The 20,648-nt window shown below is 71.9% G+C and carries 16 protein-coding genes; 11 read left to right on the top strand and 5 right to left on the bottom strand.

Annotated features, from left to right (window positions below; all coding sequences use genetic code 11):
* Window positions 1–35 precede the first annotated feature (35 nt).
* From SSP29_RS09925 to SSP29_RS09910, 4 genes are all read left to right on the top strand, one after another.
* The gene (locus tag SSP29_RS09925) at window positions 36–1,055 is read left to right on the top strand and encodes a substrate-binding domain-containing protein (RefSeq protein WP_089100739.1); all 1,020 of its coding nucleotides are present in this window, start codon (window positions 36–38) and stop codon (window positions 1,053–1,055) included.
* A 40-nt stretch (window positions 1,056–1,095) separates the two neighbouring features.
* A complete protein-coding gene (locus SSP29_RS09920) occupies window positions 1,096–2,118 on the top strand; it encodes an ABC transporter permease (RefSeq protein WP_150133869.1) in 1,023 nt (340 codons plus the stop codon).
* An 838-nt stretch (window positions 2,119–2,956) separates the two neighbouring features.
* Window positions 2,957–4,003, top strand: coding sequence for a lytic polysaccharide monooxygenase auxiliary activity family 9 protein (locus tag SSP29_RS09915; protein ID WP_089100175.1), 1,047 nt, complete (start codon window positions 2,957–2,959; stop codon window positions 4,001–4,003).
* Window positions 4,004–4,023: 20 nt separating this feature from the next.
* Complete coding sequence (locus SSP29_RS09910; RefSeq protein WP_089100174.1) at window positions 4,024–5,661, top strand: flavin monoamine oxidase family protein; 1,638 nt, start codon at window positions 4,024–4,026, stop codon at window positions 5,659–5,661.
* Here the strand turns inward: SSP29_RS09910 and SSP29_RS09905 are convergent.
* From SSP29_RS09905 to SSP29_RS09895, 3 genes are all read right to left on the bottom strand, one after another.
* Window positions 5,645–7,918 (bottom strand): bifunctional polysaccharide deacetylase/glycosyltransferase family 2 protein, encoded by a 2,274-nt coding sequence (locus SSP29_RS09905; protein WP_150133867.1) that lies wholly within the window; start codon window positions 7,916–7,918, stop codon window positions 5,645–5,647. The genes SSP29_RS09910 and SSP29_RS09905 overlap by 17 nt on opposite strands.
* A 14-nt stretch (window positions 7,919–7,932) precedes the next feature.
* Window positions 7,933–8,718 carry a hypothetical protein gene (locus SSP29_RS09900; RefSeq protein ID WP_089100173.1) on the bottom strand — a complete coding sequence of 262 codons (786 nt, stop codon included), beginning with the start codon at window positions 8,716–8,718 and terminating at the stop codon, window positions 7,933–7,935.
* A 99-nt stretch (window positions 8,719–8,817) separates the two neighbouring features.
* The gene (locus SSP29_RS09895) at window positions 8,818–9,315 is read right to left on the bottom strand and encodes a DUF1877 family protein (protein WP_089100172.1); all 498 of its coding nucleotides are present in this window, start codon (window positions 9,313–9,315) and stop codon (window positions 8,818–8,820) included.
* Window positions 9,316–9,701: 386 nt separating this feature from the next.
* Here SSP29_RS09895 and SSP29_RS09890 point away from each other — a divergent pair, with 386 nt between their 5' ends.
* On the top strand, window positions 9,702–10,334 hold the full coding sequence (locus tag SSP29_RS09890) for an RNA polymerase sigma factor (RefSeq protein ID WP_089100171.1): 633 nt from the start codon (window positions 9,702–9,704) through the stop codon (window positions 10,332–10,334).
* Window positions 10,335–10,429: 95 nt separating this feature from the next.
* The gene (locus tag SSP29_RS09885; protein ID WP_089100170.1) at window positions 10,430–11,206 is read left to right on the top strand and encodes a hypothetical protein; all 777 of its coding nucleotides are present in this window, start codon (window positions 10,430–10,432) and stop codon (window positions 11,204–11,206) included.
* 96 nt (window positions 11,207–11,302) lie between these two features.
* On the opposite strand, the gene snpA is transcribed toward SSP29_RS09885, so the two are convergent.
* Window positions 11,303–12,073 (bottom strand): snapalysin, encoded by a 771-nt coding sequence (snpA, locus tag SSP29_RS09880; protein ID WP_089100169.1) that lies wholly within the window; start codon window positions 12,071–12,073, stop codon window positions 11,303–11,305.
* Between the two features lie 543 nt (window positions 12,074–12,616).
* On the opposite strand from snpA, the gene SSP29_RS55240 reads away from it, so the two are divergent.
* From SSP29_RS55240 to SSP29_RS09865, 3 genes are all read left to right on the top strand, one after another.
* The gene (locus SSP29_RS55240) at window positions 12,617–13,162 is read left to right on the top strand and encodes a GNAT family N-acetyltransferase (RefSeq protein WP_174855941.1); all 546 of its coding nucleotides are present in this window, start codon (window positions 12,617–12,619) and stop codon (window positions 13,160–13,162) included.
* 120 nt (window positions 13,163–13,282) lie between these two features.
* Entirely contained in the window at window positions 13,283–16,399 is a 3,117-nt protein-coding gene (locus SSP29_RS09870) for an FG-GAP-like repeat-containing protein (RefSeq protein WP_089100167.1), read from the top strand.
* Window positions 16,400–16,465: 66 nt separating this feature from the next.
* Window positions 16,466–17,533 (top strand): Rieske 2Fe-2S domain-containing protein, encoded by a 1,068-nt coding sequence (locus SSP29_RS09865; RefSeq protein WP_150133863.1) that lies wholly within the window; start codon window positions 16,466–16,468, stop codon window positions 17,531–17,533.
* A gap of 111 nt (window positions 17,534–17,644) precedes the next feature.
* Here the strand turns inward: SSP29_RS09865 and SSP29_RS09860 are convergent, their stop codons facing one another.
* Window positions 17,645–18,283: a hypothetical protein gene (locus SSP29_RS09860; protein WP_089100166.1), complete on the bottom strand. Its 639-nt coding sequence runs from the start codon at window positions 18,281–18,283 to the stop codon at window positions 17,645–17,647.
* A 136-nt stretch (window positions 18,284–18,419) separates the two neighbouring features.
* Here SSP29_RS09860 and SSP29_RS09855 point away from each other — a divergent pair, with 136 nt between their 5' ends.
* Both SSP29_RS09855 and SSP29_RS09850 read left to right on the top strand, forming a co-directional pair.
* Entirely contained in the window at window positions 18,420–19,097 is a 678-nt protein-coding gene (locus tag SSP29_RS09855; protein ID WP_089100165.1) for a response regulator transcription factor, read from the top strand.
* Window positions 19,090–20,550, top strand: a complete 1,461-nt coding sequence (locus SSP29_RS09850) for a sensor histidine kinase (protein WP_245883058.1) — start codon at window positions 19,090–19,092, stop codon at window positions 20,548–20,550. Before SSP29_RS09855 ends, SSP29_RS09850 begins: the two co-directional genes overlap by 8 nt.
* Window positions 20,551–20,648 lie beyond the last annotated feature (98 nt).

The following is a 20,648-nucleotide window of genomic DNA, read 5'->3' as shown; positions in this document are numbered from 1 at the left end:
TATTTATTACCAATATGGGCACGCTTATGTGGATCATGGAGGCTGCCAGGCGCCAGCCCCGGCAGGGGGTCACGCTCCTCCTGGTGGGCACGTTGCTGGTCGCCGCCGCCGCTGGCTGCGGCGGGAGTCAGGGCGCCTCGGACGGTGGCGGGCACCGTAAGGTCTCGATCGGTCTGGTGACCAAGACCGAGACCAACCCGTTCTTCGTGACCATGCGCAAGGCCGCCGCGGACGCGGCGAAGAAGAACGGCGCCGAGCTCATCGCCCTGGCCGGCAAGTTCGACGGCGACAACGAGGGCCAGGTCGACGCGGTGGAGAGCCTCATCGCCCGCCATGTGCAGGGGATCCTGATCACGCCGTCGAACACGACGGGGATCCTGGGCGCCATCGCGGAAGCCCGGCGGGAGGGCATCCTGGTGATCGCGCTGGACACCGCCACGGACCCGGCGGACGCCGTGGACGCCACGTACGCGACCGACAACCTCAAGGCCGGACGCCTCCAGGGCGCGTATGTCAGGGCCGTACTCGTCGGCCGGCCCCCCGAGCTGATCATGCTGGACGGTACGGAGGGCTCCTCGGTCAGCCGGCAGCGCCACGACGGGTTCCTCAAGGGCTTCGGGATCAAGAACGACTCACCGGCGATCCGCGGGCGGGCGAACACCAATGGCGACCGCAACCTGGCGCAGACCGCGACGGAGAACCTGCTGCAGCGCACGACCCACGTGAACTCGGCCTACACCATCAACGAACCGGTGGCCGACGGTGCCTCCGCGGCCATCGCCGCACGCGGCCTCACCCGGCAGGTGACCATCGGCACCATCGACGGCGGATGCGACGGCGTGCGGGCCGTCAGAGCCGGCAAGTACGCGGCCACCGTGATGCAGTTCCCGGTCAGGATGGCCGACGACGGAGTGGCCGCGGTCACCGAGTTCGCCGAGAGCGGGAAGAAACCGGTCGGCTTCACCGACACGGGCACGCAACTCATCACCGACAAGCCGGTGCGGGGACTGACGTCCCGCACCACGGACTGGGGACTCCGGCACTGCTGGGGATGACCCTGGGGCGCCGACCGGTGGAAGGAACCAGTAAAGGATCATGAGATCTCCCGGTACCACCAGCACTGCCGCCGAGAGAGAGCCGGGCGCCCTGTTGCGGGAGGCGCTGCGGTACGCCCTGCGCACGCCGACGGTCGGTCCCCTCGCCGCCCTGGCCGTCGCCGTACTGGTCTTCTCGCTCACGACGGACACGTTCATGACGCCGGAGAACCTCTCCCTGGTGCTGCAGCAGACCGTTGTGATCGGCACCCTGGCGCTCGGGCAGTCCCTGATCATCCTCACCGCGGGCATCGACCTGGCGAACGGGGCCATCGCGGTTCTCGGCACGATCGTCATGGCCAAGCTCGTCTTCGAGGGGGACAGCCCCGCGGCGGCGCTGCTGCTCGGCCTGGCCGTGGCGACCTTTCTCGGCGTCGTCAACGGCCTGCTCGTGGCCCGGCTGGACCTGCCCCCCTTCATCGTCACCCTCGGCGCACTGAGCGTCGTCTACGCCACGAGCAGGCTCTATTCCGATTCCCGCAGCTATCCGGTGACCAGCGATCTGCTCGTCTTCTGGGGACACGGCGTCCACCTCGGCGGCGTACTCGTCACCTGGGGAACGTTCCTGCTCCTCGGTCTGTACGCGTTCTTCTGGTACGTGCTCACCAAGACGGGCTGGGGCAGGCACATCTACGCCGTCGGCAACGCGCCCGAGTCCTCCCATCTGGCCGGCATCGACGTCCCGCGCACGGTTCTGTCGGTCTACGCCATCGCCGGTCTCCTCTACGGCATCGCCGCCTGGCAGGCCCTCGGCCGCATTCCCAACGCCGACCCCAACGCGTACCAGACGGCGAACCTGGAGAGCATCACCGCCGTCGTCATCGGCGGGACCAGCCTCTTCGGCGGCCGGGGAAGCGTCGTCGGAACGCTGATCGGGGCACTCATCGTCAACGTGCTGCGCTCCGGTCTCACCCAGGCGGGTATCGACAGCCTCTATCAGGACATCGCGACCGGGACCCTCGTCGTCGTCGCGGTCGGCATGGACAAGATCCTGCGCAGGGGCGGCACTCGCGGACACCGGTGAACGACCGTCCAGCGGCCGGATTCCGCTGCGTTGAGCAGGCCGCGCCCGCCCGGGCACGCGGCGGTCTGGCGGGCGCCGTCCCCGTCCGGCCCGTCCGGTCGAGGATCTCCGGGTCCGCCGGAACGATCCGCAGGGTGTCGTCCGGCGTGCGGGCGAGGATGCCGATCCGGTCCTCGATGCCGGTGCCGGGTCTTTCGGCCGGTCCGGCGGTGCAGAGCGCGAGGGTGCGGGACTGCCGCCCGAAAAATTACCCAAAATGTATTGACTTTTGGTATTTATCGTGGAGGGTGATTACTAGGCCGCAACACCGGAAAGGCCACAAAGTCGGTGAGGACGTCTAGTCGGCGGAGTGACTCGGACAGGATGTGGTTCAGGCCCCCGGCAAGCCGGCGCGATACCGAGGCAACGGTGACGACTGAAGCTTCAGGACACGTGCAGCACTACCGGGGACTGTTTTCGCCCCCGGAGCCGTCGCCTTCCGGCACCCACTCCAGAGAGAAACCCCCAGGTCGTGGACCCGGGGGTTCTTTGTTGTCCGGACCGGCGGGCGGGGCGCGCGGCAGCCGCACCACGGGCTCTCGGCGGCCTCCTCGTTGTGGTGCTTCGCACGCCCGGCGTTGTGGCGCTTCGCACGCCCGGCGCGGACCAGGTCGTCGAGCCCGGCGGTGACCTCCCGTTGCCGGGAGGCCGTTCGGGGCACGCTTGCAACCCCGCCTGCCGGACACCGCACTTGCAGAATGCATATGTCCGAATACAGTGAGTAGTGACATTTGGGCTGATTCGGTGCGGTGTTGTCGCGATGGATCACCCGTTCTGTGCGACTGAGAGGAGCACCCAGATGCAGCCCCACCCTGAGGACCTGCGTGCGGAGGCGACCTACCGCGACGACGGTCACGTCAAGCTTGAGGGCATCTCCCTCACCTGGCAGATCGGCCAGAACGCCCCTGACCAGGGACTCACGCAGCCGCCCGACTGGAACAACGGCCAGCCGGACTACCCGCACCACTACGAGGTGTGGTTGGACGGGCGGCTGGCACAGACGGTGGACCTGTACTGGGCGGTCTGGTACCCGCACTGGCAGGCGGCGAACCGGCACTGGGTGTGCCTGGGTGAGGCTCCGGCCCGCGAGTACCGGGTGAAGATCCGGGCCCGGCACACGGACGGCTCGTGGGGGCCGTTCACGGACGAGCTCACCGTCGACACGTCCACGTCCAAGCCCTACAACGTATTCATCCCCGCGCGCACCGAGGAACGCCAGGAGGGCGGCCGGGAGCGGCACGGGAGTCTGGAGTTCCCGGTCAGCAGGGCGATCCGGGCGATCCGCGACGAGGACGATGCGCCGATCTGCCAGCAGGCGCGTGCGCTGAACACCTCGACCACCTGGCAGGAAGTGGTGCCTCCCGGCACGGTCGGCAATCCGCCGTGGAACGAGGCCCGCGGCTACTTGGAGTACCGGAAGTTCTTCCGGGGCGCCGACGTGGCGTCGGCTGCGAATCCCGCCTTCCAGGGCCTGGACCTGCCCGGCGGGGACGGCCTGGGCGACTGGCCGACCAGCACGCTGCAGGCCGTCGACGGCCGGCACACCTTCACCTACAACTACCGGCAGAACCACATGGGCCCGAAGTGGACGCACCAGTGGTTCATCACCTCAGAGGGCTGGGACCCGGCGCAGGGCATCTCCTGGGACGTGCTGGAGCCGACTCCCTTCATGGTCGAGTACCACGGCGGCGGCACGCACGCCGACCAGGAGCTGCAGTACACGACCGAGGCACTGGCGTCCCGGCGGGGACGGCACGCCATCGTCAACATCTGGGGTGGCGGCGACGCCGGACACGACTCCGTGGGCGAGTTCTTCGTCAGCGTCTCCGACGTGGAGTTCCACTAGACCCGTCCGGGAGATGAGCCATGAGTACACGCACGTCCGCCACCCTCTCCGCACAGTCGCTCTACCACGCCATGTCCGGCCTCGGCGGCCCGCTGAGCTCCGGTGAGGGCACCGCGCCCGACTTCGCCGCCGCACCGCGCGCGGCGGCCGGCGAGGAGCCGTCGGTACTGATCCTCGGCGCGGGGGTCGGTGGCCTCACCGCCGCCTACGAACTGGGCAGGCTCGGTTACCGGTGCACGGTCCTGGAGCCCCAGCCCCGCACCGGCGGCCGCAACCGCACCGCCCGCAAGGGGGACAAGCTGTACGAACTCGACGGCGAGGGCAACAGCCCGGTGCTGACCCACACCTGCGCGTTCGACCAGGGCCTGTACCTCAACCTCGGGCCCGGACGCATCCCCTACCACCACCGCAGAGTCCTCCGATACTGCACCGACCTCGGGGTGACGCTGGAGCCGTACATCATGGAGACCACGGCGAACGTCGTGCACCGGGCGGGGCACACCCCGCCCGGCCGGCCCTGGCGCAACCGGCGGATCGCCAACGACACCCGCGGCCACCTCGCCGCGCTCCTGTCCGCCACCCTGACCGAGAGTGACGAGTTCACCGGGCTGCTGCGGGACCTGCTGGGCAAGTTCGGCGACCTGGACGAGGAGAACGAGTACCACGGCTCCACCCGCTCCGGCTTCGACGAGCCGCTCGACGTCCACGAATTCCCCCGGCCCGCGCCCCCGCTGCCCCTCGCCGAACTGGTCCGGTCGGAGTTCTGGAAGCACAGGTTCTACCAGCCGGTGGACTACCTGTGGCAGGCCACGATGTTCCAGCCGGTCGGCGGCATGGACAAGATCGTCCACGCCCTCACCGAGCGGATCACCTCCGAGTACGACGTGACCGTCGAACTCAAGGCCGAGGTCACCTCGATCGACCTGGCGGGCGACGCGGTCGGCGTCACCTACCGATCGGGCGGACAGGAACGGACGACGACGGCGGACTACTGCGTGAGCAACATCCCGCTGCCGGTGCTCAAGCAGCTCACGCTGACCGGCTTCTCCACAGAGTTCCGGAACGCCGTAGGAGCGGTGGGCTTCGCGCCGACGTGCAAGGTCGGCTGGCAGGCCAACCGGCGGTTCTGGGAGGACGACCACAACCAGATCTACGGCGGCATCAGCTGGACCGACCACCCCATCACCCAGTTCTGGTACCCGTCCAACGACTACTTCTCCGAGACGGGCACCCTCACCGGGGCGTACAACTTCGGCGAGTACGCCGAGGACATGGGCAAACGCACGCCGGCCGACCGGCTGCGCCTGGCCCGCGACGGAGCGGCACAGCTGCACCGGGAGTTCCTGGAGAAGACCACCGTGCCCCAGGACCTGGGGGTGACCATCGCCTGGCACAAGGTGCCCCACCAGCTCGGCGGCTGGGCCGACTGGGACCCGGACGACCCTGACCACCAGGTCGCCTACAAACAGCTCCTCCAGCCCGAGGGCGACGGCCGTTTCTACGTCGTCGGCGACCAGGCATCCCCGCTGCCGGGTTGGCAGGAAGGGGCCATGATGTCGGCGCAGTACGTCGTCGCCCAGATCCTCGGCCTCCTCCCGCGCACCGCCCCCACGGCCGTCCAGGTCCCCGACGCCGCCTTCCTCACTCAGGGGCTCTGACCACGACACGGCGCCCCGGGCCCGGATCCACGGCTGATCCGGGCCCAGGGCGGGTACGCCGGCAGTCGGCTGTCTCCGCACCTGCCGGTGCCCGCAGGCTGCCGTAGCGTTCCATGCGCTGCCACCGCAGGCGTGAGCCCGACACGGCGGTGAAGACGGACTGGATGACGACCAGGTACATCAACTGGCGGTAGACGAACTGCTGCAACGGCAGGCTCCACAGCGGGCCCGGGCGTTCTCCGTCCAGGCGGAACGCGTACAGGCCCGTCAGCAGTTGCAGCAGCAGGAAGGCGAGCCAGAGGGCGGTGATCCTCAGCGGGTCGAGGAAGACCAGGCCGTAGAGGGCGAAGACGTCGACCACGGGGGCGAGCAGGGGCAGCAGGATCTGGAAGAGGAGGAGGTAGAGCAGGCCCCTGCGGCCGAGTCGGCCGGCGGCGCCGCTCTGTACCAGCGCGCCGCGGTGCTTCCACATCGCCTGCAGGGTGCCGTAGCACCAGCGGTACCGCTGCCGCCACAGGGCGCCCAGGGACGCGGGGGCCTCGGTCCAGGCCACCGCGCCCTCCTCGTACACCACACGCCAGCCGGAGCGGCACAGTGCCATGGTGAGGTCGGTGTCCTCGGCGAGGGTGACGTCGCTGACCCCGCCGAGGGCGAGCAGCGCCCGGCGCCGGAACGCCCCGACCGCACCGGGCACGGTCGGCATGCACTCGGCGAGGTCGAAGAGGCGACGGTCGAGATTGAAGCCGATGACGTACTCGATGTGCTGCCAACGGCCCAGCAGGCCACCGCGGTTGACGACCTTCGCGTTGCCCGAGACGGCACCCACCTGGGGGTCGGCGAAGGGCTGCACGATCATGCGGACGGTGCCGGGTTCGAAGACGGTGTCGCCGTCGACCATGACCACCAGGTCACAGGTGGCGGCGGCCAGACCGGTGTTGAGCGCGGCGGGCTTGCCGGCGTTCCGCTGCCGGATCACCCGCACTCCCGGCAGACCGAGGGCCTCCACGAGGTCGGCGGTGCCGTCGGTGGAGCCGTCGTCCACCACGATGATCTCCACCGGATGGTCCGAGGCGACCAGGGAGCGTACGGCCGCCTCGATTCCGGCGCTCTCGTTGTACGCCGGGACGATGACGCTGACCGGTTCGGTCACCGGCGGTCCCCAGGGCCTGGCCCGGCGCCCTGCCCGCAGCCGTCGGTGCCGGTGGGCCGCCACCAGGACGACGGCCGCGCGCAGCACGCTGATCGCTCCGGCCGCGTACATCAGCACGCCGAGCAGCCGGATGGTCCGGTCGCCGAGCTGCAGCATCCTGATGAGGGCGATTCCCTGGAGGTGGTCGCCCGCTCCGGCGGGCCGGACGGGGGCGGCCATGCCGACCGCGGCGCCGACCGTCGAGAACCGGAACCCCTGTGCCTTGAGCCGGGGGATCAGGGTGTTCAGGGCGGCGACGGTCTGGGAGCGGTCACCGCCGGCGTCGTGCATCAGCACGATCTGCCCGGCCCTGCCGTGCGGTGTCGCGTTCGCGAGGACGCGGGCCGTGCCGGGGCGCTGCCAGTCCTCGGCGTCCAGGGTGGAGAGCACCGTGACGTACCCGGCCGTGTCGGCCTGCTTCAGGACGGACCAGTCGGCGTCGTCCAGCGCGTCGTTCTCCGAGGAGTACGGCGGCCGCAGCAGCGCGGTGGTGACGTCGGCCGCGCCGGCCACCGCCAGCTGTGTCTCGCGCAGCTCCAGGGAACGCTGCCACGGGGCGAGGCGGGAGAGGTCGGGGTGGGTGAAGGTGTGGATGCCGATCTGGTGGCCCTCGGCGACGATCCGCCGGACCAGCTCGGGGTGGGCGACGACCTGGGTGCCGACGACGAAGAAGGTCGCGTGCACCTGGTTGCGGCGCAGCACGTCGAGGATGCGCGGCGTCCAGACGGGGTCGGGGCCGTCGTCGAAGGTGAGGGCGATGGTGCGGGCCTTCGGGCGGGCGGTGTGCGGGGAGCCGGCGGCGTTCGCGATCACGGGGCCGCCGTGGGCCACCTGGCCGGGAACTGTCCCGCTCCGGCCACGGGGGCCGGTCACGTCGTCCGAGGTGATCCCGAACATGTGGTGGGTGTAGCCCTGCAGCAGGAGGGCCGCCGACAGGGTCACCACGAGCACGCCCAGCAGCAGCCAGTGGGTGCGGGGGGTGACCCGGCGGGTACGGTCCCGGCGGCGGGGCACGGCGGTGCGGCGCCGGCGATCGGTCGGGTCGGTCGGGTCGGTCTGGTCGGTCACGTCAGGGCCTTGGGTCACTTCACGGGCTTGTGGGACGCGGCCTTGGCGCGCCCCTTGGCGGAGGGCGCGTCCGTGCCGGTGGTGGCACTGGCACCGGTGGTGGGACGGGCGGTCGCGGTCGTGGTCGGGGCGGCGGTCGGGGAGGTGGTTCCGGTGGGCGTCGCGGTGGTCGCGGACGTGGCCACGGGGGTGGTCGCGGCCGTCGGCCGGCCGGTCCGGCCGACGGCCGTCCGCGGCGTCGTGGCGCGGGCGTTCTCGTCCGTCGCGCCGGAGCCCGCGTTCCCCGCCGCGCGACCCGTACCGGCGGGAGATCCGGGGGCGGTCGCCCGGGGCGCGGCCGGGTGCGTGGTGTCCGGGAGCGGGACGAACGGAGCGCTGATGGCGGGGCCGCCCAGCAACGCGCTGACCAGCAGGGCGACATAGACGCCGGCGGGGATCACCAGCAGCCGTGCGGCGCGCCGCACCCGGCGCTGGCGGCGCCCCGAGGCGTCCACGAAGACGGGCCGTGCCGGATCGTTCTCCGGCGTGTCCGGCTCCGGTGCGGGACGGCCGGAGTCGTCGTGGTCCGTCGGCAGCACAGTGATGACGGCACCGTGCGGAGAGTCCCGCTCCGCCGTGGCGGGGTGGTCCGGCCCGGCGACGAGCACTGTCGCACCGGCGGTCCGGGGCTCCGGCTCCGCCGTGGCCGTGCCGGCGGTGATGCCGCCGCCGGTGCCCTCGTGGCCGTGGGCATACCCGTACCCGACGCCGGCGGACGGCTCCTCGCCGTACCCTGCGCCGTTGTCGCCCGTCCACTGCACGAGTCCTGCCTCCTCTCCCAGCCGACCGACGTGGTCGTCCGCATGGAAAGAGCGCAGCGGGCCGAAACCGTTACACCTCCCGCCTCGGATCGCCACCGCTCACTTCTCGGATCGCCACTTCACCACCGCGTCCCCGCACCTGGCCGTGTGCACGTAGAACGCCCGCAGCTCCCGGTGCGCCACGGCGAACGCACGCGCCGTCTCGGGCTCCGCGGGCGCTCCGCCGTAGCGGGGCAGCAGTCCGTCCCGGGCGAAGTCCCACAGTGCCTCGAAGTCGGTCTGCTCCAGGAATTCGGCCACCCGGCGGGCCTGGGCCGCCGTGAGTACCAGCAACGGAGGCTTTCGCCGGTCGGTGCGGAACACGGGGCGGCCGCCGAGCACCACCTGGGCCTGGGGCCGGTCCCCGGGACCGGCCGGTGGTGCGCCGGTGTAGATGCGCTCCTGGTCCAGGCAGCACTCGTCCAGCACCTCTTCGGTGCACCGGCCGGCCGGGTGCCGGACGGTCGCCGCATCGCTCGCGAAAAGCCGTTCCAGCCAAGCCGGACTGTTGCGCAGTGCCGGGGCCGGTACCGCTCGCAGACGGAGGTACGTACTCATGACAGTGGGAGCGCACGAGGGTGCCGAAGCATCACACGGCCCGGCGGTGCCGGGAGACGGAGCGACCGCTCGTTGCCGGTCTGTCCATCCCTCTCCGTACCGCTCACGGGGGGAGTCACGAACGGCACGGAGAGGGGGCCAGGGGGCGGGCCGCGGCGCCGTCGCCGGCGAATCGCCGCTGCCGATGCGGTACCGAGCCCGCCCTCCTCCCCAGCGCAGGTCCTGTGGGAAGCGTCACCCGGCTCGGACGGGTGATACTGCGGGGGCTCCTGTGTCGTTGTGACGTTTCTGTGAGCTCGCGCGCTGGTCACCATGGGGCCGTCGGTGCGACCGGAGCACGGCGGACGACGTGGACTCGGCTGTGAACGGTGCGAACGAGGGCGATCTTGGGCCAGGTACGGCAACCCCGGCGCGTACAGGAGTACGACGGGGAACTGGGCGCGGCGGTGGCGCGCGCCCAGGACGGCGACGAGGCCGCCTTCGCGGTCGCCTACCGGATCGTGCAGCCGGGCCTGCTCGGCTTCCTCCGTGGTGTCGTCGGCGACGAGGCGGAGGACGTGGCGTCCGACGCCTGGCTGGAGATAGCCCGCGACCTCGGCCGTTTCCAGGGCGACGGCGCCGGCTTCCGCGGCTGGACCGCGACCATCGCCCGGCACCGGGCACTGGACCATCTGCGTCGCCGGCGCGTGCGGCCCCAGGCCGGCGGCACCGACCAGGACGTACTGGATCTGGCCGGCCCGCACAACACGCACGAGCAGGCTCTGGAGTCCCTCTCCACCGAGCGGGCCCTGGAGCTGATCCGCGGACTGCCGCGGGACCAGGCGGAGGCCGTGCTCCTGCGGGTCGTGGTCGGTCTGGACGGTCCCGCCGCCGCGCGCGTCCTGGGCAAGCGGCCGGGCGCGGTGCGCACCGCCGCCCACCGGGGCCTGAAACGCCTCGGCCGTCAGCTGGGCATCGGTGGCGAAGCGGAGGAGGGTGTGACGGATGTGGCTTCCCGCGCGCTGGGGGAGTCGACATGAACGACAACCGCGACAGGACCGACAGGATCGGCCGGCAGGCGTCGGATCCGGGGCAGCGGACGAATCGAATCGGTCGGACAGGAACGGAAGCGGACATGGGTGAACGGCTGGGCGGTGACGGGGTACGGGGCCGTCGACGTGTGCAGCCCGGCGGCGCCCTGTCCGACCCCTGGGACGCGGGGGACGACGCCGCGCTGGAAACGGCACTGGCCGCCGCAGTCCGCGCAGGCGATCTCGCGTCCCAGGGCGAGCAGCAGGCCGTGGCCGCGTTCCGGGCCGCTCGCGCCGCGGGCGCGCATCGTGCACGTACCCGGCGCCGGGACGACTGGCGGCCGGCTGCGGAGCGGCGGGCCGGGCGCCCGGCGAAGCTGACGTTCGGCGTGGTCTTCGCCAGCCTCGCGCTGGGGGGTGTGGCGGTCGCGGCCATCGGTTCCGCGGGCTCCTCCACCGAGGGCGCCGGCCACGGCCGGGGAACGACGAACCCGTCGGCGGCCGCCTCCGACCGGCCGGGCGGGGCGGCCCCGTCACCCTCCTCCGGCAGCGATCGGCCGGCGGACCGGCCCGCCACCGCCCAGGACACCGAAGCCCACTGCCGTGCCTACGAGCAGATCCAGGGCCATGGCAAGGCGCTGGCCGCGACCGCCTGGCAGCGGCTGGTCGCGGCGGCCGGCGGTGCGGACAAGGTCGCCGCCTACTGCGCCGAGCAGCTGGCAGCGGCGACGGCCAAGCCGGGCCACTCGACCGGTGCGGGCAAGTCGGGCAAAAGCGCCGCGAACTCCGCAAACGGCACGGCGGGAGAGACCGGCGCTTCCGGCAACGCGTCTGCCAACAGCCAGGCGAACGGCGGGCAGGGCAACGGCAAGAAAAAGTAGCCTCCGCCTCCCCGCACGGACGGGCCGTCGTGGCCTACAGGCCCTGGCGGCCGAAGCCGCCCTCGACAGCGAGCCGTTTCCCGCTCGGGAACGCGATCAGCTCCAGGGCGTGCCGAGGAGCGCACCCCACGGACCCTGGCCCGGTATCACGGTCGGTACCGACGGTGCGGTGCCCGTCTGGTCAGCGGGCTGGTTCACCGTGCCCGGGGCCTGCGCGAGTCCGGTGGCCCACAGCTGGTCGACACGCGAGCGCTCGGCGGCGTTCGGGTAGCGGTTGGTGCAGGACGTGCCGGCGGCGCCGCCCGACATCAGCTCACTGCACGGCCCGCTGTAGTCGTCCGGCAGGCCCAGCACGTGCCCGGTCTCGTGGGCGACGACGCGGACCGAGTCGTACCGCCGGCTCTGGGAGTAGTCGATGAAGATGTAGCCGCTTCCGTGGCCGTTGGTGGAGGCGTAGGACCCGCGCTGGTCGTTGCCCTCGTAGTAGGAGAAGTCGGCACCGCTCGAAGCCTCCTGGAGCTTGACGTGGGACTCGGAGCTGTTCCAGATCGCGGCCGCGCTCGCTATCTGCGAACGGAAGCTCGGTGCGTGGGAGGCGTTGTAGTAGACGGTCACCGCCTGCGCGCCGGGCTGGGCGGCCCGCTTCTCGGCGACCGACTTGAGCACGGCCTCGAAGAACGCCTTGTTGTTCGCGGCCTCCTCGCCCGACCCGTCGTACCGCGCCACGGAGGTACCGGCGGAAGCGGACGGGGCGGCGGCCGTCCGGGCGCTCGCCGCCACCGCCGTGCCCAGCACGCCGGAGGCCAGACCCAGGCCGAGAGTGAGAGCGAGAGCGAGGGGTCTCGCGGACATACGGGACGAGTTCATGTGGGGGGCTCCTACTCGCTCGGTGACGCCGAGCGCCCGGTGCGCGGTCGACCATGCGTGAACACCGGTTCCGAACTGCGGCGACGTCCTGTGGGTCGTCATTCTTAGGACGGCTTCACAGGGAGCGCAAAGGGGTCCCGCCACTACGTCGCCTCGTAGGTCCCCGGGACCTCGCCAGGGCAGTGCGCGGGCCTCCGGTCCGCCTGTGACGGCGGGAGGGAAAGCTGACGCGACGTCAGAAGCCTTGCAGAACGGGGCGGTGGGCGGGTGCGCCGGCCGGGCGGAGTACCGGAACGTGCGTCGGGATCCACATCCGAGCCAAGACGGACAAATGCCCAAATGTCTGCCATGCCGCATCTACTAAGCGCGCCGGTAGGTTGGCGGAACGCTGTGACTGACGTCATAGAACACGCGCATCCGCATATTTCGCACTCCGCCGACCCCGAGTCACCCTCGGCGCCGGGCGGCATCCCTCACCCGGCATCCCTCGCCGTTGAGCCGCCGCCGCTCGCCCGGCTCTGTGGCCTGTGCTTCTGTTCCGGAGTGAACATCAAGAGCTTCGGGGTGCCTGGCGAGAGGCCGGGCCCCTCTGTCCGGCCGAGGGCTGACGGCGATGTCGAGGAATGTGTGCGGGTCCTCTCGGAGGTCCATCGGCTTGACGGCTATCCGCTGAACTGGCCCGACCGGCCCGGCGAGTGGCTGTCGGGCGGTCCCCTGCTGGGCTCCTGGGTTGCCGACCTCGACGGCCGCCTGGCCGGGCATGTCGGTTTGACCCCCGCCGGCGAAGGCGATCTGGCCCCGACGCTGTGGAGCGAGCGGAACGGGACGACGCGGGCCATGGCCGCCGTGGTCGGCAGACTGTTCGTCGCCCCGTGGGCGCGGGGACATCGGATCGGTGCGCTGCTGATCGGCCGGGCGGCGGAGGAGGCGCGGCGTCGCGGCCTGCATCCGGTGCTCGACGTCGTCACGTCCGACACTGCCGCCGCAGCCTTGTACGAGCGGCTGGGCTGGGAGCTGATGGCCACGGTCGAGCAGCAGTGGAGCCCGCACCAGACGGTGGCCGTCCACTGTTACGCAGCGCCGTCGTGACGCGGCCGGTCATGGCGCGGGCTGTCGTACCGTGCGGGTATTGCCTGGCCTTTGCCGTCCCTTGGTAAGATCCGGGCACTTGTGTGAGGGTGCGGACCCTCGTGGGGGAGGGAACATCACGTGGGCAGACACGCCCTGAGACGGGGCGGGCTTGCCGCCGCCGTCTCCTCGCTCGCGGTCGCCGTCGTGGCCGCGTCCGTCGTGGTCCTGTCGGAGGGCGGCGGCTCCGCGGAAGCGGCAGAGGCCGACACCACCGCGATCACACTGGTCGACCCCGGCTCCACCACACCACGCACCGACCGCCCGTACGTCGCGGGCGGCACCGGCTTCCTGCACCGGCAGACCGGCAGGGCCGGACTGCTGTGGACCGACTACGCGAGCGGCAGGACCGTCACCGTCGAGAACGCCGACGGCGTCTACACACCGGGCACGGGCTGCACGAACATCGGCTCCGAGTGCCGTGACGCCTGGTACGGCTCGGACGGCGACCTGGTCGCCCTGCCGACCACGGCCAACGACGCGTACGCCACCCTGTGGGATCCGGCGACGGCCACCTCCAAGAAGGTGAGCTGGAACAGCTCCGGCCAGTACGGGCAGGGCTACTACCGGGCCCTCGCCGGCGGCACGATCGTCACCACCAACTCCCTGATCGACAAGGTCGACGGCGAGTGGCGCACCCGCAAGGTCACCGGTGACGCGACGAACGTCGGGAGTGAGGACGTGCTCGCCGCGGACTCCGCCGGTGTGTTCGTGTCGGAGGACACCTTCGGCACGCTCCGCTACATCGACATCGCGTCGGCCGTGACCACCACCGTGTTCACCGACGCCACCTACGCCTCGCACTACGTGATGAGCGAGGACCGCATCGGCTGGTACCAGTCCGGCACCGCCGAGCTGCACCTGAAGTCCCGCACCGACCTCGCCGCCGCCGAGCAGGTCGTCACGCTGCCCGCCCACCCGGGCGCGCTCGACGGCGCCCCGGTCCTGGTCGGCGACTGGCTGCTGCTGCCGCTGTCCTCCAGCGCGCTCGGCTCCCAGCTGCTCGCGGTCAATGTGGACGACCCCTCGGTGCAGCAGACCCTGCTGGCGAGCGCCGGCCAGTACACGCTGGCGGCGGGTGACGGCAGCGCGCTGGTCACCGGCGGCACCGACGCCACCGACTGGTGGGTGCGGCGGGTGAGCCAGGCCGAGGACGGCACGCTGAACCTGGCGAAGGTCCAGCAGGCCCCGGCGGTGGAGAACGCCAAGACGGGCATCGCGCTCAGCCGCGGCAGCCTGCGGGTCGCCGAGGACGACCCGGACGCCACCGCGGACACCACGTCCGTGCGCACCCTCACCACCGACGGCTCCGCCACGCTGACGGCGTCCGAGGCCACGGCGAGCCGCTCGGTCTACGCCGCCCTCTGCCCGTACGAGGGCACCACGTGCTCGGCGCTGTGGGGGAACCTCGACGCCCGGGACGTCTACCTCGACTCGAACGGAGGCACCGACGAGGGCGAGAGCCTCGGCGACGACCGGCTGGTGGAGATCGGCGGCCACGACCTGGACTTCGGCGGCCAGGGCGGCCACATCGTCGACGTCTCCGACGACTACGCCGTCTTCGACTCCGGCGGCACCGGCCCGGCGCAGTACGTCGGCGAGTTCGGCCAGGGGCAGAGGCTGAAGCGGTCCGTGCGCGCCGCAGCCCTGAACGGCTCCACCCTGTGGAGCGCCGGCACCGTCGGCAAGCTGACCTCGTACAGCATTCCGCTGGCGAAGACGCTCACCACGGTGACCGTCCCGGGCCTGGCCTGCGTGCCGAGCGAACTCCAGGCGGCGGGGCGCTGGGTGTACTGGGCCTGCGGGACGGACTCGGCGGGCGTGTACGACACCAAGGCCGGTACGTCCAGGGCCGTCACCCCCGGCGACGTGCTGCTCGGCGACGGCTTCACCGTCCGCCACGACCACGGCGCGGGCACGCTCGTCCTCACCGAGGCGGCCACCGGCACCACCCGCACGATCGCCTCGGACCTGCCCGACAAGGGCTCCGTGGACCGCCGTTACCGCTGGACGGTCGACGAGTACACCGGTCTGGTCGCCTGGTTCGACGACTACGAGCGCACCCACGTCACCACCACGGGCATCGCCCCGTCCGCCGTGACGGCCTTCGAGACGTCGGTCGGCGACTACGTGGACCCGGGATCGCCCTTCCAGGGCACCTGGGTGCTGTCCCGCCCGGCCACCTCCTGGTCGCTCACCCTCACCTCGGTCCAGAGCGGCGCGAACGGCAAGGCCGCCCGCACCCTCACCGGCGGCGCGACCGCGGCCCGGGTGACGGCGACCTGGAACGGCAGGACGGCGGGCGGGAGTTACTTCCCCAACGGCCGCTACACCTGGACCCTGAAGGCGACCGGCCTCGGCACCGCCACGCCGGACACGGTGACCGGCGGCGACGGCTTCCTGGAGCGCGGGGCCGCGGTGCGCCGCGACTTCGTCAGCCCCGACGGCCCGGACGGCCGCGGCGACCTGCTCACCCTGAACTCCTCGGGCGGGCTGACCTTCCACAGCGGCACGGGGACGGGCAAGTTCGGCGACAAGTACACGGGCACCGGCTGGCCCACGACCGTCACGGCGATCCCCTTCGGCGACCTCAGCGGCGACCGCTGCAACGACGTCCTGGTCCGCTACAGCAGCGGCGCGCTGCGGCTGTACAAGCCGGGCTGCGGGGCGGCGGTCAAGCCGTCGACGTCGTACACGACCCTCGGGACCAGCGGCTGGACGCAGTACAACGCGTTCACCTCGCCCGGCGACGTGAGCGGGGACGGACGCCCGGACCTGATCGCGAGGAACGCGTCCACCGGAGCGGTCTACCTCTACAAGGGGACGAGTACCGGCAAGCTCGCCGCCCGCGTCAGGCTCTACGACAACTGGAAGGGCTACAAGAAGATCGTCGGCACCGGTGACATCACCGGCGACGGCAAGGCCGACCTCCTCGCCCAGGACACGTCCGACAACGTCTACCGCTACAACGGCAAGGGCGACGGCACGTTCGCGGCCCGCGTCAAGGTGCTGTCGAACTGGGGCGGTTCGTACAACGCGGTCGTCGGGGTCGGCGACATCACGGACGACGGCAGGCCGGACCTGGTCTCCCGTGACACCAGCGGCAAGGTGTGGCGCAACAGCGGGGACGGAAAGGGCTCGTTCGGTCCGCGGGTGCAGATCGCGAGCGGCTGGAGCGGCTACAAGTTCCTTTCCTAGGCGGCGAGTTCGGCTCCCCAGCCGCTGCCGGCGGTGCGGGAGCCGGGCCCTCGCTAGCATCCCCCCATGCCTCTTCGTCGGCGCCATGACAAGCTTGCCGCCCTGCCGCGCGACCCGCGAGCCGACGACTACCCGATGCCGGCCGTTCCGCACGGGTGGTACGCCGTGCTCCGCAGCGCCGAGCTGCGTCCGGGCAGGGTCGTCAGCCTCCACTACTTCGGACGGGCGCTCGTCGCCTTCCGGGGAGCCGACGGCCGGCCGGCCGTACGGGACGCGCACTGCCCCCACTACGGTGCGCACCTCGGCGCCGGCGGCAAGGTCGTGGACGGCACCGTGGAATGTCCGTTCCACGGCTGGCGGTTCGGTCCGGACGGGCGGTGCGTGCAGGCCCCGTTCGCGCACCGGGTCCCGAAGGTGTCCCTCGGCGGCTTTCCGGTCCGTGAGCACAGTGGGCTCGTCTTCGTCCACGCCGGGCCGGACGATCCGTCATGGGAGGTGCCGGAGATCCCGGAGGCGGCGTCAAGGCGGTTCGCCAAGCCGATCGACGACACCTGCCGCGCGCGCATCCACGTCCAGGAGATGCGCGAGAACATCGTCGACGAGTCCCACTTCCACTTCATCCACGGCCAGAGCGAACCGCTTGCCCAGGACTGGCGGTCGGACGGCCCCTTCGCCGAAGCCCGTGGCCGGATCCGCCGGCGCGTCCTCGGCCGGGACATCGACAACACCTTCGACGCCTTCATGTACGGACCGGGCGTCATGGTGGTCCGCACCCACGGCCCCGTCCTGTCGCTGACCGCCGTCGCCCTCACCACCCCTGTCGACGAGCGCACGAGCGAGATGCGGATGCTGTACTACATCCGCAAGCCGGCCCGGTTCCCGTTCCTGACGCCCGCGCTCAAGGCCGTCTTCCGCACGCAGGCCCTGGGCGAGGTGCGCGAGGAGCTCCGGATCTGGGATCACAAGATCCACCGACCACACCCGATCCTGCTGCCGCACGAACAGGGCATCAAGACACTGCGTCGCTGGTACGCGCAGTTCTACCCGCCCGGCCTTCCCCTCGCACAGCCGCGCGACCGCACCTCACCCGCCGGAACCCGCGGCAGCGGCCCGACGCGGAGCGACCAGGCATGAGCCGGCCGAAGACCTCCTGCGATCCGGGCCCTGTCACCAACGGAATCGGCGAAGACGAACAGCCGCAGCACCAGGAGACGTCCGGGGGGCGGGCGGAGCCGGCCCGGGCCGTCAGTTCGTCGTGTCCGAGGTGGCCGGCGCGACGGTGTTGCCGGTCACGGTGCCGCCGGCACCGTCGATGGTGACCAGGTGCCGGACGCCGTCGGCGCCCAGCACCTCGACCTCCCACGCGCTTCCGCCGCCCTGCTCGGTGACCACGCGCAGCGCCTCCGTCTTGCTGTCGGGGACCGCCTTGCCGGCCGCCTCGATCGCCGCCGCGGCCGAAACCGCCGGCAGCGGCGCGGGCGCGAGGGTCCCCGAAGCGCTCTGACCGCTCTGGCTGCTGCCCTGACCGCTCTGGGTGCCCTGGCTGTTGCCGTCGAGCCCGGATGCGCCGTTCCGGCCGCCGCGACCGCCTCGGGCCTGCCCGTGTCCGCCCTGCCGGTCGCCGCGGCCGTCCGCCTGACTGCCCGCTGCCGCAAACCGGCCGTGCTCGCCCTTCTCACCATGGTCGTGGTGGACGACCGCAACAGTGCCGGTCGCGGCCGCAGCCGCCAGGAGAACCGCGACGCCGAGGACGGTCCCACGACGCCGGCTGACCCGGGGAAGGCGTGCCCGGAAGGTCTTGGGCGACTCGGCCGGCTTCGGCGGCTCGACCGGTGAGTCCGGCGCCGACTCGGGCTGCTGCTGCGGCGGTTCGGGGTGGGACATGCTCGGGCTCCTGATCGCCTCGACCGGCCCGGTGCCGGCGGCTGCGATCAGCTTGGAACGCCGTTGCTGAAGCCAGGCTGAAGGTGGCTGAAGGCGTCTTCAGCCACCGTCCGTCCGGCGTGCGAGGCTGTATGACGTGCGCGTACTGGTGGTCGAGGACGAGAAGCGGCTGGCTGCCGCTCTGCAGCGAGGTCTCAGGGCGGAAGGGTTCACCGTCGATGTCGCCCACGACGGGAACCAGGGACTGTGGCTCGCCCTGGAGCGCAGCTACGACGTGGTCGTGCTCGACATCATGCTGCCCGGCCTCAACGGCTACCGGGTCTGCGCCAGGCTGCGTTCGGCCGGGAGCGACACACCGATCCTGATGCTCACCGCCAAGGACGGGGAGTACGACGAGGCCGAGGCGCTGGACACCGGTGCCGACGACTTCCTGTCCAAGCCGTTCTCCTACGTCGTCCTGGTCGCCCGGCTCCGCGCGCTCCACCGTCGCACCGGCCACCGGGTCCCTCCGGCATTCCGGCTCGGTGACCTGGTGATCGATCCGGCCGGGCACACCTGCGTCCGCAGCGGCACCGAAGTCCGGCTCACGGCACGGGAGTTCGCCATTCTGGAGTACCTGGCCCGGCGGGCCGGCGAGGTGGTGTCCAAGCGCGAGATCCTCGAACACGTCTGGGACTCGGCCTCCGAGGCGGACCCCAATGTCGTCGAGGTCCACGTCAGCGCCGTACGCCGCAAGATCGACACCGCCTTCGGGCGCTGCGCCCTGGAGACCATCCGCGGCGCCGGCTACCGGCTGGCGGCCGACGGTGGCTAGGACCCGGCCGGGACGACTCGTCCCGCGCGCCGGCGAGATGCCGGCGGCGATCCGGCGCCTGCGCTTCGCCGCCGTGCGGCTCGTGCGGCTCGTACGGCACCCGTGGCCGGGATCGGTGCGGGCCCGGGCGACGCTCGGGGCGACCGCGGTCGTCGCCCTCGCACTGACCGCGGCCTCCTTCGCGCTGTTCGCGATGCTGCACACCGACCTCCAGCGCAACGCCAACGACGCGGCCACCGCGCAGGCGGACACCGTCGGTCAGCTGGCCGCCGAGGGCAAGCTGCCCGACCTGCTGCCGCTCTCCCACGGCGCCGACTTCATCCAGGTCGTCGACAGCGGCGGGCGCGTGGTGGCCGCCAGCCAGAACCTCGTCGGCCGCCCGGCCGTCGCCCACCTGCGCCCGCACGAGGGCAAGCTGCGCGCCACCTGGTCCGGCGAACCGTTCGGCGAAGGACACCGCCAGCGGATCGTCGCCGTCACCGCCCGGACCCCCGGCGGCACGGTCACCGTGTACGCGGGCACGTCGCTGCGGGACGCGGACGCGGCCGACGAGATCACCAAGGCCGCGCTGGGCATCGGCACACCGCTGCTGCTGGCCACCGTCGCCCTGGTCACCTGGTGGGTGACCGGCCGGGCCCTGCGTCCGGTGGAGGCCATCCGCGCCGAGGTCGCCGAGATCACCGGACACGCCCTGCACCGCCGCGTCCCGGTACCGGCCGCCCAGGACGAGGTAGCCCGCCTCGCCCGCACCATGAACACCACCCTCGACCGCCTGGAGGACGCCGTCGTGCGCCAGCGCCGGTTCATCGCCGACGCCTCGCACGAACTGCGCAGCCCCATCACCGTCCTGCGCACCCAGCTGGAGGTCGCCCTCGCCCATCCGGACCCGGCCCTGTGGCCCGACCTGGTCAGCGACGCCCTGGAGGACACCGTCCGGCTCCAGGACCTCGCCTCCGACCTGCTGCTCCTCGCCCGTCTGGATGCGGCCGAGCCGGTCAGCCGCGTCCCGCTGGACATGGCCGAACTCTGCCGTACGACCGTCGCCGCGCGCCACGGCGACCGGCTCCCCGTCGACACCAGGCTGCAACCGGGCCTCACCGTGGAGGGCAACCGCGGCTGGCTGGTCAGGCTCCTCACCAACCTCCTCGACAACGCCCAACGGCATGCCGACCGCCGCATCGAACTGGTGCTGCGCACCGACCAGGACGCCCGCCTGGCCGTACTGGAGGTGACCGACGACGGACCCGGCATTCCCGAGGCCGACCGTGAGCGGATCTTCGAGCGCTTCACCCGCCTGGACGACGCCCGCAGCCGGGACCTGGGCGGAGCCGGCCTCGGGCTGGCCATCGCCCGCGACATCGCCCGTCAGCACCACGGCACTCTCCGCGTCGAACCCCGCCCGCACGGCGCCGCCGTCGTCGCCCGCCTCCCGCTGTCGCCGTCCGGGCCCTGAAGCGGCCTGAAGCGGACGCTCACGCACCGCCGCCGCCCGACGAGCCGGAGCAGGTGCTCCGGCATAGGCTGACCGAGGGGGTGCATTCGGGTGAATCG

This window comes from Streptomyces hyaluromycini (genome assembly GCF_002217755.1).
GTDB classification, from domain to species: Bacteria; Actinomycetota; Actinomycetes; order Streptomycetales; family Streptomycetaceae; genus Streptomyces; species Streptomyces hyaluromycini.
The sequence above is the reverse complement of the archived record's forward strand: the minus strand, read 5'-3'. Positions and strand labels throughout refer to the sequence as shown.

Coding starts and splice junctions, on each gene's coding strand:
- SSP29_RS09910 (WP_089100174.1), top strand. CDS start 4,024: ATGAGTACACGCACGTCCGCCACCCTCTCCGCACAGTCGCTCTACCAC.
- SSP29_RS09860 (WP_089100166.1), bottom strand. CDS start 18,283: ATGTCCCACCCCGAACCGCCGCAGCAGCAGCCCGAGTCGGCGCCGGAC.
- SSP29_RS09895 (WP_089100172.1), bottom strand. CDS start 9,315: ATGAGTACGTACCTCCGTCTGCGAGCGGTACCGGCCCCGGCACTGCGC.
- SSP29_RS09925 (WP_089100739.1), top strand. CDS start 36: ATGGAGGCTGCCAGGCGCCAGCCCCGGCAGGGGGTCACGCTCCTCCTG.
- SSP29_RS09885 (WP_089100170.1), top strand. CDS start 10,430: ATGGGTGAACGGCTGGGCGGTGACGGGGTACGGGGCCGTCGACGTGTG.
- SSP29_RS09920 (WP_150133869.1), top strand. CDS start 1,096: ATGAGATCTCCCGGTACCACCAGCACTGCCGCCGAGAGAGAGCCGGGC.
- snpA (WP_089100169.1), bottom strand. CDS start 12,073: ATGAACTCGTCCCGTATGTCCGCGAGACCCCTCGCTCTCGCTCTCACT.
- SSP29_RS09865 (WP_150133863.1), top strand. CDS start 16,466: ATGCCTCTTCGTCGGCGCCATGACAAGCTTGCCGCCCTGCCGCGCGAC.
- SSP29_RS09915 (WP_089100175.1), top strand. CDS start 2,957: ATGCAGCCCCACCCTGAGGACCTGCGTGCGGAGGCGACCTACCGCGAC.